We start from the raw sequence: 14,956 nt of genomic DNA, 5'->3' as shown, positions 1-14,956 counted from the left end.
GCGGGGGCACAATGCAAGGCGTGACCGACAGCCAGAGGGCGACGCCGTCCGCAGCCGGGGCCGTGGCGGGACGGCTTGCGATGCCCGCCGGGGTGCTCGCGGCGGTCGCCGGGGCCTTCGCATACGTGGGGGCCGTGGACCCCAACGAGCCCGGCCACTACCCGGCCTGCCCGCTCCTGCGCTACGCCGGCATCTACTGCCCCGGCTGCGGCGGGCTGCGCAGCGCGCACGCCTTCGTGACGGGAGATTTCACGGGAGCGCTCACGGACAATGCTCTGGCCGTCGCCGGATACCTGGTCTTCGCGGTGGTGTGGACCGTCTGGGTGGTCCGCTCGCTGCGCGGGCGGCCGCTGAGGATCGATCTCGGGCCGGTGCACCTGTGGAGTCTGGGCGCGTTGCTGCTGGTCTTCACGGTTGTCCGGAACCTGCCGTTCGGTGGCTGGCTGCACCCTTGATCAACTCGTGAACGTCCAGGTAGTGGGACCGGCGTCAACCGGATGCGAGGGCTGTGCCCTCCTCCGGATACCATCGCAAGTGACCATAGGTTCCCGTCATCGGTCCGATCCGGTGAGGCGGGCCGGTGGGGCAAGCTCAACCGCTGAACAGTCAACCGTCTGGAAGGGGGCCGCTCGCGTGAGTGTGCTCGACGAGATCATCGACGGAGTCCGTGCCGACCTCGCGGAACGGCAGGCGCGCGTCAGCCTCGACGAGCTCAAGGAGCGCGCGGCGAAGGCTCCCGCGGCCAAGGACGGCGTCGCCGCCCTGCGCGGCGACGGCGTCAAGGTGATCTGCGAGGTCAAGCGCTCCAGCCCGTCCAAGGGCGCGCTGGCCGCGATCGCCGACCCGGCCGGACTCGCCGCGGACTACGAGGCCGGCGGCGCGGCCGTCATCTCCGTGCTGACCGAGCAGCGCCGCTTCGGCGGCTCGCTGGCGGACCTGGAGGCGGTCCGCGCGCGCGTGGACATCCCCGTGCTGCGCAAGGACTTCATCGTCACCTCGTACCAGCTGTGGGAGGCCCGGGCGTACGGCGCCGACCTCGCGCTGCTCATCGTCGCCGCCCTGGACCAGGCCGCGCTGGAGAGCCTGATCGAGCGCGCCGAGTCCATCGGCCTCACGCCGCTCGTAGAGGTGCACGACGAGGACGAGGTCGAGCGCGCGGTGGACGCCGGCGCGAAGATCATCGGCGTCAACGCGCGCAACCTCAAGACGCTGGAGGTCGACCGCGGGACGTTCGAGCGGGTGGCCCCCGAGATCCCCGCCGGACTCATCAAGATCGCCGAGTCGGGCGTGCGCGGACCGCACGACCTGATCGCGTACGCCAACGCCGGCGCCGACGCGGTCCTGGTCGGCGAGTCCCTCGTCACCGGGCGCGACCCGAAGTCTGCCGTGTCCGACCTGGTGGCGGCGGGCGAGCACCCGGCACTGCGGCACGGCCGGGGCTGAGGACTGGGTAGAGTTGGCCCCGATGACGCTTCCGATCACCGTGACGACCACGGACCGCTACGCCCGCCTCGCGCGCGGCTGCCGGCCCCGTGGCTGCCGTGCGCCCGCACGACGGGTGCACGGGCGACGGGTGCGGTACGTCATCGGTGACGAACCTGGGCAGGTGAACGGGCGTCGATGGCAGCGCGCCCTGTAGGGGCGCGGGGGCAGTGCCCGATCATGCGGCTCCGCCGCGCGGGCGCGACAAGCCACTGGCGGCCGTCAGCCGTCGGACAAAGCCCCGCCCCCCACGGCGACTAGTGCTGTTCACACACCACTCACCGTGAGGTTTCCGCATGCCCAGCGAGTTCTTCATCCCTGACCCGGAGGGTCAGGTTCCCAGCGCCGAAGGCTACTTCGGCGCGTTCGGCGGCAAGTTCATCCCGGAGGCGCTGGTCGCCGCCGTGGACGAGGTCGCCGTCGAGTACGACAAGGCGAAGGCAGATCCCGAGTTCGCCCGCGAGCTCGACGAACTGCTCGTCCACTACACCGGCCGCCCCAGCAGCCTCACCGAGGTACCCCGGTTCGCCGAACACGCCGGTGGCGCCCGGGTGTTCCTCAAGCGCGAGGACCTCAACCACACCGGCTCACACAAGATCAACAACGTGCTCGGCCAGGCCCTCCTCACCAAGCGGATGGGCAAGACGCGGGTCATCGCGGAGACCGGCGCCGGCCAGCACGGCGTCGCCACCGCCACCGCCTGCGCGCTGTTCGGACTCGAGTGCACGATCTACATGGGCGAGATCGACACCCGGCGCCAGGCCCTCAACGTGGCCCGGATGCGCATGCTCGGCGCCGAGGTCATCGCCGTGAAGTCCGGCAGCCGCACGCTCAAGGACGCGATCAACGAGGCGTTCCGCGACTGGGTCGCCAACGTCGACCACACCCACTACCTCTTCGGGACCGTGGCAGGCCCGCACCCCTTCCCGGCGATGGTGCGCGACTTCCACCGCGTCATCGGCGTCGAGGCGCGCCGCCAGCTCCTGGAGCGCGCCGGACGCCTCCCCGACGCCGCCGTCGCCTGCGTCGGCGGCGGCTCCAACGCCATCGGCCTCTTCCACGCCTTCATCCCGGACACGGACGTACGCCTCATCGGCTGCGAGCCGGCCGGGCACGGCGTCGAGACCGGCGAGCACGCGGCGACCCTGACCGCGGGCGAGCCCGGCATCCTGCACGGCTCCCGGTCGTACGTCCTGCAGGACGACGAGGGCCAGATCACCGAGCCGTACTCGATCTCGGCGGGTCTGGACTACCCCGGCATCGGGCCGGAGCACTCCTACCTCAAGGACAGCGGCCGCGCCGAGTACCGCGCGGTCACCGACGACGCGGCCATGCAGGCCCTGCGTCTGCTGTCGCGGACCGAGGGCATCATCCCGGCCATCGAGAGCGCCCACGCGCTCGCCGGTGCGCTGGAGGTCGGCAGGGAGCTGGGCAGGGACGGGCTGATCGTGGTCAACCTGTCCGGCCGCGGCGACAAGGACATGGACACGGCCGCCCGATACTTCGGCCTGTACGACACCGACGCCGAAGTCGCCGCCGACGCGGACGGCGAGATCGCCGAGATCGAGGGGGACGTCAAGTGAGCGGGAACATTCAGCTGCTGAGCGACACCCTCGCGGCCGCCAAGGCGGAGGGACGATCCGCTCTCATCGCCTACCTCCCGGCCGGGTTCCCGACCGTGGACGGCGGCATCGAGGCGATCAAGGCCGTCTTCGACGGCGGCGCCGACGTCGTCGAGGTCGGTCTGCCGCACAGCGACCCCGTCCTCGACGGTCCGGTCATCCAGACCGCCGACGACGTCGCCCTGCGGGGCGGGGTCAGGATCGCGGACGTGATGCGGACGGTCCGGGAGGCGTACGAGGCCACCGGGAAGCCCGTCCTCGTCATGACGTACTGGAACCCGATCGACCGCTACGGCGTCGAGCGCTTCACCGCCGAACTGGCCGAGGCCGGCGGCGCGGGCTGCATCCTGCCGGACCTGCCCGTCCAGGAGTCGGAGCTGTGGAGGGAGCACGCCGAGAAGCACGGGCTGGCCACGGTCTTCGTGGTCGCGCCCAGCAGCAGGAACGAACGGCTCGCGCAGATCACGGCGGCGGGCAGCGGGTTCGTCTACGCCGCCTCGCTGATGGGCGTCACGGGCACCCGCGAGTCGGTGGGCGCGCAGGCCCAGGACCTGGTGGAGCGCACCCGGGCCACGGGGACCGGTCTGCCGGTGTGCGTCGGGCTCGGCGTCTCCAACGCCGAACAGGCCACCGAGGTCGCAGGCTTCGCCGATGGCGTGATCGTCGGCTCGGCCTTCGTGAAGCGGATGCTGGACGCGCCGGACGACGCGGCCGGTGTCGAGGCGGTCCGCGCCCTCGCGGGCGACCTCGCGAAGGGCGTGCGCGGACAGGCGTAGCGCACGGGACATCGTCATACCGGTCCCTCGTACGGGTGGACCTCGGACCGGGGAGGCGCGCTGCGCCTCCCCGGTTCGTTCTGCGGGGTGTGAGCGAGAAGAACCGTGACGGAAAGCGCACCGCCCGGGAGCGGCTGGCGGTCGAGCGCGAGAAGCAGAGGGCCGCGGAGAAGCGACGGCGTGGGCTGATCGTGGGCGTCAGCGTCGTCTGCGTCCTGGGCCTCGCGGCGGTGATCGGCATCATCGCCGCGAACGCCGGCAAGGACGAGGGCGGCGACTCGGCGGGTCCCGCCGTGGCGCCCTCGGGGGCCAAGGGCAAGGACGGCCTCGCGATCCCGGTCGGCAGGGAGAGCGCCAAGTCGACGCTCACGATCTGGGAGGACTTCCGCTGCCCGGCCTGCCAGGCCTTCGAGACGGCGTACCGCTCGACGATCCATGAGCTGACGGACACGGGCGGGCTCAAGGTGGACTACCACCTCGCGACGATCATCGACGGCAATGTGGGCGGCAGCGGCTCCGGCAACGCGGCCAACGCGGCGGCCTGCGCCCAGGACGCCGGAAAGTTCACCGCCTACCACGACGTGCTGTACGAGAACCAGCCGCCGGAGAACGACGACGCCTTCGCTGCGGACAGCAAGCTCATCGAGCTGGCGGGCAAGGTCGACGGCCTCGACACGCCCGCTTTCCGCACCTGTGTGGAGGACGGTACGCACGACAGCTGGGTCGCGAAGTCCAATCAGGCCTTCAAGGACGGCGGCTTCAGCGGTACGCCGACCGTGCTGCTGAACGGCAAGAACATCTACCAGGACCAGACGATGACCCCGGCGAAGCTGAAACAGATGGTGCAGGAGGCGAACCAGGGGTAAGTGATTCTCACGTCCCCGTTACGGACCCGTAGCCGAGCTGCCTGCCGTGCCCCCCGTCCGGCAGGGTAGCGTCGACCCTGCCATGGAACTTGCCTACATTCCCAGCCCGTCGCGCGGGGTGCTGTACCTCGGCCCCATTCCGCTGCGCGGCTACGCGTTCTGCATCATCATCGGCGTCTTCGTCGCCGTCTGGCTCGGCAACAAGCGCTGGATCGCCCGCGGCGGGCGCGCCGGCACGGTGGCCGACATCGCGGTCTGGGCCGTGCCCTTCGGCCTCGTCGGCGGCCGGCTCTACCACGTGATCACGGACTACGAGCTGTATTTCAGCGAGGGCCGTGACTGGGTGGACGCCTTCAAGGTGTGGGAGGGCGGCCTCGGCATCTGGGGCGCGATCGCGCTCGGTGCGCTGGGCGCCTGGATCGGCTGCCGGCGCCGGGGCATCCCGTTGCCCGCGTACGCCGACGCCGTGGCCCCCGGCATCGCCTTCGCGCAGGCGATCGGCCGCTGGGGCAACTGGTTCAACCAGGAGCTGTACGGGCGGTCCACCGACCTGCCCTGGGCGCTGAAGATCACGTCGTCGACGGACGGCCGGGTGCCCGGCACCTACCACCCGACGTTCCTGTACGAGTCCCTGTGGTGCATCGGGGTCGCCCTGCTCGTCATCTGGGCCGACCGCCGCTTCAAGCTGGGCCACGGGCGGGCGTTCGCGCTGTACGTCGCCGCGTACTGCGTGGGCCGGTTCTGGATCGAGTACCTGCGGGTGGACGACGCCCACCACATCTTCGGCCTGCGGCTGAACAACTGGACCGCGCTGATCGTGTTCCTCCTCGCGGTGACGTACATCGTGGTGTCCGCGAAGAAGCGGCCGGGACGGGAAGCTGTCGTCGAACCGGGTGCCTCCGACGATAGGACCGAGGCCGGGGCGGAGGACGAGCCCAAGGGCGAGGCGAAGGACGACGCCGAGGCCGACTCCTCGGACGTATCGGAGGACAGGGACGAAGGCGTGAAGGACGAGGCCAAGGAAGACGCCAAGGGCGAGGCGGAGTCCGCGAACAAGAGCTGACCGCCGGCCGTACGCAGACGAGGGCGCCCCGGAATCCTCCGGGGCGCCCTCGTCGTGTGCGGGGGAGGCGGCCTAACGTCGGCGGGCCAGTGACAGCGTGCGTTGCGCCATCGCCACCACCGCCGCATCGATGAACCTTCCGTCGGGCAGCGCCTGGGCGCCCTGTTCTCTCGTCGCCGCCTTCACGATCGTCTCCGCCTGTTCGAGCTCCCACTCGGTGGGGAGGTAGGACCGTTCGATGACCGGGAGCTGGCGGGGATGGATCGCCGCGCGGCCCAGGAAGCCCAGGGCGCGGCCGTGGGCGCAGGAGGCCGCCAGGCCCTCCAGGTCACGGATGTCGGGGTGGACCGACTGGGGCGGCGGCGCGAGGCCCGCCGCCCTGGCGGCCACGACGGTCCGGGAGCGGGACCAGTCGAGGCCCGCGTCCTCACGAACGCCCAGGTCGGCCCGTAGGTCCGCCTCTCCCAGGGCGATGCCGCGCAGAGCCGTGTGCGCGGCGGCGATCGCGTAGGCGTGTTCGACGCCCAGGGCGGTTTCCAGGAGGGCGTACAGCGAGGGTGCGCCTCCGTCGGCGGGGGCCGTGCCCCGCGCGACGCGGACCACCTGCTCGGGCGAGGTCACCTTCGGGAGGCGCAGGCCGGACACGCCGGGGAGGGCCGCCACCGCCCGGAGGTCGGTGTCGGCGAGGGGCCCGTCCAGGGCGTTCACCCGGACGTGGACCGGGACGGGCTGCGGTTCGGCGAGGAGTTCGGCGGTGGCGGCGCGGGCGTACTCCTTGCGGTCGGGGGCGACCGCGTCCTCCAGGTCGATCACGACGACGTCGGCGCCGGCGCGCAGAGCTTTCGCGACGACGGACGGGCGGTCGCCCGGGGCGTACAGCCAGGTGAGGGGCGCCGTGGTCACAGGGCTCCCTCCGTGCGCAGGGCGGTCAGTTCGGCCGGGGTCAGGCCGAGTTCGGTCAGGACCGTGTCCGTGTCGGCGCCGTGCGGGCGGCCCGCCCAGCGGATCGCGCCGGGGGTGGCGGAGAGCCGGAAGAGGACGTTCTGCATGCGCAGCGGCCCCAGTTCGGGGTCGTCGACGGTCGTGACGGTGTCGAGCGCCTGGTACTGAGGGTCCGTCATCACGTCCCGCACGTCCTGGATCGGAGCCACCGCCGCCTCCGCCTTCTCGAAGGCGGCGAGGACCTCCTCGCGGGTGCGTTCGGCGATCCAGGTGCCGACCGCCTCGTCGAGGACGTCGCAGTGGCGGGCCCGGTCCGCGCCCGTCGCGAACCATGGTTCGCCGATCAGCTCCGGGCGGCCCACCAGGCGCATCACGCGTTCCGCGACCGACTGGGCGGACGTGGAGACGGCGACCCAGGTGCCGTCCGCGGTGCGGTAGGTGTTGCGCGGGGCGTTGTTCTGGGAGCGGTTGCCGGTGCGGGGCTGGACGTGGCCGAGCTGGTCGTACCAGAGGGGCTGCGGGCCGAGCACCAGCAGGATCGGCTCGATGATCGCCATGTCGACGACCTGGCCCTCGCCGGTGCGTTCGCGTGCCGCGAGGGCCGTCATGACGGCGTAGGCGGTGGCCAGCGCCGCGATGGAGTCGGCGAGACCGAAGGGCGGGAGCGTCGGGGGCGCGTCCGGCTCGCCCGTGATGGCGGCGAAGCCGCTCATCGCCTCGGCGAGGGTGCCGAAGCCGGGGCGGCGCGCGTACGGGCCGAACTGGCCGAAGCCGGTGACCCGGGTGAGGACGAGGCGCGGGTTGGCGGCCGACAGCTCCTCCCAGCCCAGGTCCCACTTCTCCAGGGTGCCGGGGCGGAAGTTCTCGATGATCACATCGGCGGTGGCGGCGAGGCGGAGGAGGGTCCTGCGGCCGCCCGGTTTCGACAGGTCGAGGGTGACGGTGCGCTTGTTGCGGCCCAGGAGTTTCCACCACAGGCCCACACCGTCCTTCGACGGGCCGTGGCCGCGGGAGGGGTCCGGTTTCGCCGGGTGCTCGATCTTGATGACCTCGGCGCCGTAGTCGCCGAGCAGGGTGGCGGCGAGCGGGCCTGCGAAAAGCGTGGCGAGGTCGAGGACGCGCACACCGGTCAGGGGCTTGGTCGGGGGAGAGGTGGTCATGCGGTGAACCGCGCCTCGATCTCGGACCGGTACGGCATCGACGCCGACGCGCCTTCCCGCTGGACCGACAGCGCGGCTGCCGCCCCCGCCCACGCCAGCGCTTCGGGCACCGGCCGTTCGTCGCCCAGCGCCACCGCGAGCGCGCCCACGAACGTGTCGCCCGCGCCGGTCGAGTCGACGGCGGTGACCCGGGGTGCGGGGACGGTGAGCGGTTCGGCGCCCCGGGCCGCGTACAGGCTGCCCGCCGCTCCCAGGGTGATGACCACCTCCGGCACCCGGTCGAGCAGGGCCAGGGCCGCGCCCTGCGGGTCGGTGATGCCGGTGAGGGCGGCGGCCTCGTGCTCGTTGGGGACCAGCAGGTCGGTGGCGGCGAGTAGTTCGGGCGGGAGCGGCTGGGCGGGGGCCGGAGTCAGGATCGTACGGACGCCGTGGGCGCGGGCCGTCCGCGCGCCCGCGACGACCGCCGCCAGGGGGATCTCCAGCTGGAGGAGCAGCGCGTCGGCCGAAGCGATGAGACCTTCGTCGCCGGGGGCGAGGTGCTCGACGGTGCCGTTGGCGGCGGGGATCACGACGATCGCGTTGCCGCCCTCGTCGTCCACGACGATGTGCGCGGTGCCCGAGGGGCCCTCGGTGGTGCGCAGGTGGTCGGTGTTCACGCCGGAGAGTTCGAGGGTGGAGCGCAGGCGGCTGCCGAAGGCGTCGTTGCCGACCGCGCCGATCATCGACACGGTGGCGCCCGCGCGGGCCGCGGCGACCGCCTGGTTGGCGCCCTTGCCGCCGGGGATCGTACGGAACTCCCGTCCCGTCACGGTCTCTCCGCGCTGCGGGGCCTTCTCGACGTAGGCGACGAGGTCCATGTTCGTGCTGCCGAGTACGGCGATGTGGGTCATGGGCGCGGTGCCTCCAGCGAGGTGAGCTCGTGGGTGAGGTGGGCCAGGGTGTCGAAGCCGATGCCGTTGAAGTCGCCGACGGTGGTGGACAGGCGGTTCTTGAGGGGGGCCGTCCAGTGGTCCGGGAGTGCGGCGGGGCTGCCCGCGAGGAGCCCGGCGATGCCGCCTGCGGTGGCGCCGTTGGAGTCGGTGTCCCAGCCGCCGGACACGGCACGGCAGACGGAGCCGTTGAAGTCGCCGTCCGCGTGGGTGAGGGCGGCGGCGATCAGGGCGGTGTTGGGGACGGCGTGGACCCAGTGGTGGGTGTGGCCGTGGGCCGCGTGGAGTTGGTCGACGACCGTGTCGAAGTCCTTGTGGGACCGGGCCAGTTGGACGGCGTGGTCGACTGCTCGGGCGAGGCGGGAGGCCGGGGGGACGACCGTGAGGCCGGTGCGCAGGCAGGTGTGGATGTCGTGGGATCCGGTGGCCGCGGTGGCGATGGCGGCCGCCGTGAACATCGCCGCGTAGACGCCGTTGGCGGTGTGCGTGAGGGTGGCGTCCCGGTGGGCCTGCTCCGCCGCTGCCGCCGGGTCGCCGGGGTTCGTCCAGCCGTGGATGTCGGCGCGGATCAGGGCGCCGATCCACTCGCGGAAGGGGTTGCGGTGGCGGGCCGTGCGCGGGGGTTCGAGGCCGGTGAGGAGGTTGCGGTAGGCGATGCGTTCGGCGGTGAACGTGCGGCCGGCGGGGAGTTCGTCGAGCCAGAGGGACGCGACGTCCCTGGTGGTGAAGTGCTTGCCGTGGCGCTGGAGCAGGAGAAGGTTCAGGAGGGGGTAGTTCAGGTCGTCGTCCTCGGGCATGCCGTCGATGTTCTCGGCGAGGGACGTGGTCGCCGAGCGGCGGTTCCAGGGGTATGCCGTGAGGAGGTCCTCGGGGACGCCGCGGGCGGTGAAGTACGTGGTGAGGGGCCAGTTGCCGGTTGACCTGGCCAGTTGGCGGATGCCGGTCAGGGGGAGCTTTTCGACGGGTTTGCCCAGGAGGCAGCCGACGGCTCTTCCGAGCCAGGCGGCTTCCAGGCGGGCCTGGGTGGTTGCCGGGGGGTGGGTCGCGCTGCCCGGCGCCTGCGGGGTGCCGTCCTTCTTCGGGACGGGTGGCGCCCCGGCGGCACGACGGCCCGCGGCTGGGCCGGACCGACTGACCGCGGCTGGGCGGCCCCGGCCGGTCTCGAGCCCTGAAGGCCAACTCGTGCACAGCGCCTTGAGCTTTGCCAGGTCCGTCGGTTCGCTGTCCGCCAACCTGCCCGGCAGGTCCGCCAGTTCGTCGAGCAGGTCCTCCGCCAGCAGCCGCAGATACCTAGACGCCGGTTCCGGTGATGCTCCCGCCCGGAGGGGAGCGTCCGGCCCGCCCGCCGCACGCCACCTCGCCGCGATCGCCGAGGGCTCCCGCCCGTCCAGTGCCGCCTGGCGCAGTTCGTGGCCCAGCAGGTCTTCCGGCTGGACCCAGGTCAGTCGGAGCATCTCGGGCCTCCGAGCTCGGCGAACGCCGCCTCGTGGGCCCGGCGGCGGCGGACGTCCCGTTCGAAGATCTCCCGGGTGACCTCCGTGAGCGCCGTCGCCGGTTCCCACAGGTCCAGGCGGCTGGCCTCCGCGACCGTCTTCGCCCAGTCCTCGGGGGCAGGCGAGCCCAGGGCGCCCGCCAGCGCGCCGGCCATCGTCGCGATCGAGTCGCAGTCGCGGCCGTAGTTCACCGCGCCCAGGACCGCGTGGCGGAAGTCGCCGTGCGCGACGAGCACCATGCCGAGGGCGACGGGGAGTTCCTCGATCGTGTGCAGGCGGGAGGGGCGGCGGGCGGCCAGGGAGGGGGCCCGGTAGTCGGGGCCCACCGTGTCGTAGGGCGCCACCGCCTCCCGGAGCGGGCCGAGGGCCGACTCGAAGTCCGTGTACCGGGACGCCACGTCGCAGACCGTCTCGATCGCCGCTCGCGTGCCGTCCTGCGCGAGGCCGAGGCAGGCGGTCACGACCGAGTCCGGGGTCGCGCCGGGCGTGCTCGCCGCCGCCACCGCCGCCGCGAAGACGGCCGCTGCCTCACGGCCGTACGACGACTGGTGTGCGCCGGCGACGTCCAGGGCCTCGGCGTACGCGCCCGCCGGGTTGGCCGCGTTGACCAGGCCGACCGGGGCCATGTACATCGCGGCACCGCAGTTGACGATGTTGCCGACGCCGGCTTCGCGCGGGTCGGCATGGCCGTAGTGGATCCTCGCCACCAGCCATTTCTCCGCCAGGAAGATCCTCTGCAACGGGAGTGCCTCCGCCTCCAGTTCCGGGATCCAGCGGGGGTTCGTCATCAGGTCCGGGACCAGGCGGTCGGCGATCGCGTACGCGTCGAGATGGTCGCGGACCTGCGCGTACACCCGTACCAGCGCATGCGTCATCAAGGTGTCGTCGGTGACGTGGCCGTCGCCCTTGTGGTACGGGGCGATGGGGCGGGCGGTGCGCCAGGCGTCGCCGTTCCAGGGCCCGACGATGCCGTGGACGCGGCCGCCGTGGCGTTCGAGGATCTGCTCGGGCGAGTAGCCCTCCACGGGGCCGCCCAGGGCGTCGCCCACGGCGGCTCCGACGAGCGCTCCGGTGATCCGCTCCTCCAGGCTTCCCGCTCGGTTTTCTTCTCCTTTGGGCGTCATGCCCCGAATCATCCTCCTGGTGGGGCCGGTTGTGTGGCTTCCAGGAGTTCGGCGAGTTCCACCAGGTCGGTGCCGGTGAGCCGGGGGAGTACGCAGCCGGAGAGCGTGCGGCAGGTCTCTCGCCAGGACTCGGGGACCGCGGCACCGCCGCCGAGGGTACCGGTCAGGGCGCCCACCAGGGCGGGGGCGGAGTCCGCGACCCGGGACAGGCAGGCGGCGGCGGGGACCGCCTGCGCGATCTCGCCGCCGGCCGCGGTGGCCAGGGCCAGGGCGACCGGGACCGTCTCGGCGGCGGCGATGCCGTAGCTGTAGACGTGGTCGACGATCCGGTGCTCGAGTGCCGGGACCGCGGCGAAGGCGCCGTCCGCGTCGAGGGCCAGCTTCAGCGCGTCGCGGGCGTTCCGGCCGATCTCCGTCTCCTCGGGGAGTTCCGCGAGCGCGGCCGCCACGCAGTCCTCCACCTTCGCACCGGCGAGGGCTCGTGCGACGGCCGCCGCCATCGCGCGCGCACCGTGCACTCCGTCGCCGTCCTGGGTGTAGCGGGCGTCGAACTCGGCCAGGTCGGCGGCGAGTCGGGGGTCGCCGGGGTGGGCCACGGCGAGGACGCAGGCCCGTACGCAGGCGGCGTCGTCGAAGTAGTGCGGGTTGTCGTGGCCGGTGGCGGGCGGGCGCAGGCCTGCGGCGAGGTTGCCGAGACCGGCCCGGACGGAGATACGGGCGCGCAGCGGCAGCACCGCCGACTCGATCTCGGGGGCGCGTTCGGCCGCCGCGGCCACCTCGCTGGCCAGGGCGTTCCAGGTCAGGTCGATCGCCGCCCGGGTCCGGCGCTCCCGGCTCAGGTCGCCGAGCGCGCTGTCGTCCCCGGCGCGCAGTACGGCCTCCGCGGCGAACACCGCCCACTCGGCGTCGTCCGAGGGGCCGAGACGGAGCGGTTCCGGCGGCTGGTTCAGCGCGATGGGCACGGGGAGGGTGGTCGTCGCGTTCTGCTCTGCGAAGGTGTCCAGCTCGCGGGTGAGGCGTCGGGTCCACTCGGGCATGCGTGCGGCGCGGTGGCGCGCGGCGGGCCATCCGGCGGCGTCGCCCGCGGCGAGACCCAGCAGCAGCCCTTCGATGCGGCGGGGTCTCATGGCCGTACCTCGTCGTCGTCGGTGGCGAGGGTGAAGGCGGTGGGGTCGGGTGCGGGGTCGGGTGTGGGGCTGCCGGGTCGTCGTCGGGGGTCGTGGGCGGGTCCGTGCTTCTCGCCTGTGGCGGGGCCCCGCTGGAGCTGTTCGGTGCGGCGGGGTCTCATGGCCGTACCTCGTCGTCGTCGGTGGCGAGGGTGAAGGCGGTGGGGTCGGGTGCGGGCCCGCCGTCCCGCCGTACGAGATCGCCGACGAGCTCATCGACGAGTTCCTCCACGAGGATGTCCGCGCCCCACTTGCCCGTCTCGTCCGGCGTCAGCAGTTCCGCGATGTCCAGGACGTGGTGGCCGGCCATGGACGGCAGGCATCTGCCGCGGACCGGGCCGATGGCCGAGGCCCATTCGGCGGGGATCGCCGAGGCCTTCTGGGTCGCGCCCGCCAGGGCGCCGGCCACCGCCGCCGTGGTGTCGGCGTCGCGGCCCATGTTCACGGCCGTCAGGACGGCCTCCTTGAAGTCGCCGTCGGCGGCGGCGTACGCGCCGAAGGCGAGGGCGACCGCCTCGGGGGCCAGGTCGGTCCACGGGTAGCCGCCGATGACGACGGCGGAGCGGACCGCGCGTTCGCCGCAGTGGGCGACCGCCACGGCCCGGCGCAGCGAGCGGGCCGTCCAGGAGTCCTCGGGCACGACCGCGAGGGCCGAGGCCACGACCGCGACCGTCGGGGCGCCCGCCATCGCCGCCGCGACGCCCGCCGCGACCGCCTGGCCGCCGTAGATGCCCTCGCCGTCATGGCTCACCGAGCCGTCGATCGCCACCAGCCGGGCGGCTTCGGCGGGCCGGCCGGCCGCGAACACGCCGAAGGGCGCGGCGCGCATGGCCAGTCCGTCGCTCCAGGCGTGCCGGTGCTGGGCCGAGATGGGGGCGGCCAGCCCGCGGCGCAGGTTCTCCAGCGTGCCGCGCTCGCTGAAGCCCGCCCCGCGGAAGGGGCCCTCGGCACGGTCCGCGATCCACTCGTGCCAGGCCGCCTCCACATGGGCCGTGGTCAGCGCGGAGCCGTGGCGGGCCAGCAGGAGGCCCGAGAAGACCGCGTACTCGGTGTCGTCGGTGCCCGACGGGTGCTCGGCGACGTACCCGGTGATGCGGCCCCAGCGGGCGCGGATCTCGGAGGGCTTCATGTTCTCGGCCGGAGCCCCCAGGGCGTCCCCGACGGCGAGGCCGAGCAGCGCGCCGCGGGCCCGTTCGCGGAGTTCGGCGGCGTTCCCGGGCGCCGGGACGGAGGGAATGCAGGCGATCGATGCCATACGCGGCCTCTCCTCTCAAGGGCGCCTGTGAAGGCGTCTCAAGGGCGCGGAATCCACGCGGCTACCGCGCGGAATCCTTTGCGGAACTGTCCCCCGGCGCGGTGTTCACTGCAGCCTCACGTGCCTCGGAGTCACCCGGTCGACAAATGTGCGCAGGTCACATCGGATGAGCATCACACGGTAAAAGCGCAGGTTAGCCCAGCCTTTCCTTGCTGGCGGAAGGAAATTCCGAGGCGTACCTTCGGTATTGTCGAAAAGTAGAAACAGTCCAGACTTAGCTTTGCCTAAGCTTTCTTGGGGGACCGCATGGCCATCATCGAGACCGAAGCCACGCTGCACGAGGCGCACCGTGACAACCACACGCACCGGGACGTGAACGGCGGCTGGCTGCGCCCCGCCGTCTTCGGCGCGATGGACGGTCTGGTCTCCAACCTCGCCCTCATGACCGGCGTCGCGGGTGGTTCGGTCGGTCAGCAGACCATAGTCATCACCGGACTCGCCGGTCTCGCCGCGGGCGCCTTCTCCATGGCCGCCGGCGAGTACACCTCGGTGGCCTCGCAGCGCGAGCTGGTCGAGGCCGAGCTGGATGTGGAGCGGCGGGAGCTGAGAAAGCACCCCCAGGACGAGGAGGCCGAGCTCGCGGCCCTCTATGAGGCACGGGGCGTCGAGCCCGCGCTCGCCCGGGAAGTGGCCCACCAGCTGTCGAAGGACCCCGAGCAGGCCCTTGAGATACACGCACGCGAGGAACTCGGCATCGACCCCGGCGATCTGCCCTCGCCGCTGGTCGCGGCCGTGTCGTCGTTCGGTTCCTTCGCGCTGGGGGCCCTGCTGCCCGTACTGCCGTATCTGCTCGGCGCCGGTGCGCTGTGGCCCGCCGTCCTGCTGGCGCTCGCCGGGCTGTTCGCATGCGGTGCGGTGGTGGCCAGGGTGACGGCGCGGACCTGGTGGTTCAGCGGTCTGCGGCAGCTCGCTCTCGGTGGTGCGGCGGCCGGTGTGACGTACGCCCTGGGCAGTTTGTTCGGAACGGCCGTAGGATAGGCCGACTGGAACTTATGCGTTGGGCCGCATAAGTACCCGT

At 72.6% G+C, this 14,956-nt stretch carries 15 protein-coding genes; 8 read left to right on the top strand and 7 right to left on the bottom strand.

What is annotated here, in order from left to right; all coding sequences use genetic code 11:
- Window positions 1-11 precede the first annotated feature (11 nt).
- The 7 genes from ACZ562_RS18230 (at window position 12) to lgt (ending at window position 5,809) form a co-directional block, all read left to right on the top strand.
- Window positions 12-455 carry a DUF2752 domain-containing protein gene (locus ACZ562_RS18230; RefSeq protein WP_471179788.1) on the top strand — a complete coding sequence of 148 codons (444 nt, stop codon included), beginning with the start codon at window positions 12-14 and terminating at the stop codon, window positions 453-455.
- Between the two features lie 178 nt (window positions 456-633).
- Window positions 634-1,443, top strand: coding sequence for an indole-3-glycerol phosphate synthase TrpC (trpC, locus tag ACZ562_RS18225; protein ID WP_471179785.1), 810 nt, complete (start codon window positions 634-636; stop codon window positions 1,441-1,443).
- Between the two features lie 22 nt (window positions 1,444-1,465).
- Window positions 1,466-1,639, top strand: a complete 174-nt coding sequence (gene trpM, locus ACZ562_RS18220) for a tryptophan biosynthesis modulator TrpM (RefSeq protein WP_471179782.1) — start codon at window positions 1,466-1,468, stop codon at window positions 1,637-1,639.
- A gap of 139 nt (window positions 1,640-1,778) precedes the next feature.
- Complete coding sequence (gene trpB / locus ACZ562_RS18215) at window positions 1,779-3,065, top strand: tryptophan synthase subunit beta (protein WP_471179779.1); 1,287 nt, start codon at window positions 1,779-1,781, stop codon at window positions 3,063-3,065.
- Window positions 3,062-3,880: a tryptophan synthase subunit alpha gene (gene trpA, locus ACZ562_RS18210; protein WP_471179776.1), complete on the top strand. Its 819-nt coding sequence runs from the start codon at window positions 3,062-3,064 to the stop codon at window positions 3,878-3,880. Before trpB ends, trpA begins: the two co-directional genes overlap by 4 nt.
- An 89-nt stretch (window positions 3,881-3,969) precedes the next feature.
- On the top strand, window positions 3,970-4,746 hold the full coding sequence (locus ACZ562_RS18205) for a DsbA family protein (protein WP_471179774.1): 777 nt from the start codon (window positions 3,970-3,972) through the stop codon (window positions 4,744-4,746).
- Window positions 4,747-4,828: 82 nt separating this feature from the next.
- A complete protein-coding gene (lgt, locus tag ACZ562_RS18200; RefSeq protein WP_471179771.1) occupies window positions 4,829-5,809 on the top strand; it encodes a prolipoprotein diacylglyceryl transferase in 981 nt (326 codons plus the stop codon).
- Between the two features lie 72 nt (window positions 5,810-5,881).
- On the opposite strand, the gene ACZ562_RS18195 is transcribed toward lgt, so the two are convergent.
- Genes ACZ562_RS18195 through ACZ562_RS18165 form a run of 7 tightly spaced genes read right to left on the bottom strand, consistent with a single transcriptional unit; the run spans window position 5,882 to window position 13,878 of the window.
- A complete protein-coding gene (locus ACZ562_RS18195) occupies window positions 5,882-6,712 on the bottom strand; it encodes an HpcH/HpaI aldolase/citrate lyase family protein (RefSeq protein ID WP_471179768.1) in 831 nt (276 codons plus the stop codon).
- Window positions 6,709-7,911: a CaiB/BaiF CoA transferase family protein gene (locus tag ACZ562_RS18190; protein ID WP_471179765.1), complete on the bottom strand. Its 1,203-nt coding sequence runs from the start codon at window positions 7,909-7,911 to the stop codon at window positions 6,709-6,711. Before ACZ562_RS18190 ends, ACZ562_RS18195 begins: the two co-directional genes overlap by 4 nt.
- On the bottom strand, window positions 7,908-8,801 hold the full coding sequence (gene rbsK, locus ACZ562_RS18185) for a ribokinase (protein WP_471179762.1): 894 nt from the start codon (window positions 8,799-8,801) through the stop codon (window positions 7,908-7,910). Before rbsK ends, ACZ562_RS18190 begins: the two co-directional genes overlap by 4 nt.
- A complete protein-coding gene (locus tag ACZ562_RS18180; protein ID WP_471179760.1) occupies window positions 8,798-10,294 on the bottom strand; it encodes an ADP-ribosylglycohydrolase family protein in 1,497 nt (498 codons plus the stop codon). Before ACZ562_RS18180 ends, rbsK begins: the two co-directional genes overlap by 4 nt.
- Complete coding sequence (locus ACZ562_RS18175) at window positions 10,282-11,457, bottom strand: ADP-ribosylglycohydrolase family protein (RefSeq protein WP_471179757.1); 1,176 nt, start codon at window positions 11,455-11,457, stop codon at window positions 10,282-10,284. The genes ACZ562_RS18180 and ACZ562_RS18175 overlap by 13 nt, the downstream gene beginning before the upstream one ends.
- Before the next feature lie 8 nt (window positions 11,458-11,465).
- Complete coding sequence (locus tag ACZ562_RS18170) at window positions 11,466-12,839, bottom strand: ADP-ribosylglycohydrolase family protein (RefSeq protein WP_471179755.1); 1,374 nt, start codon at window positions 12,837-12,839, stop codon at window positions 11,466-11,468.
- Window positions 12,742-13,878, bottom strand: coding sequence for an ADP-ribosylglycohydrolase family protein (locus tag ACZ562_RS18165; protein WP_471179752.1), 1,137 nt, complete (start codon window positions 13,876-13,878; stop codon window positions 12,742-12,744). The genes ACZ562_RS18170 and ACZ562_RS18165 overlap by 98 nt, the downstream gene beginning before the upstream one ends.
- A 306-nt stretch (window positions 13,879-14,184) precedes the next feature.
- Between ACZ562_RS18165 and ACZ562_RS18160 the strand changes: the two genes are divergently transcribed.
- Window positions 14,185-14,916, top strand: coding sequence for a VIT1/CCC1 transporter family protein (locus ACZ562_RS18160; RefSeq protein ID WP_471179750.1), 732 nt, complete (start codon window positions 14,185-14,187; stop codon window positions 14,914-14,916).
- Window positions 14,917-14,956: the final 40 nt, after the last annotated feature.

The organism is Streptomyces sp. NPDC040410 (genome assembly GCF_055595715.1).
Note: the sequence above shows the minus strand (reverse complement) of the source record. Positions and strands in the feature narration are given on the sequence as shown.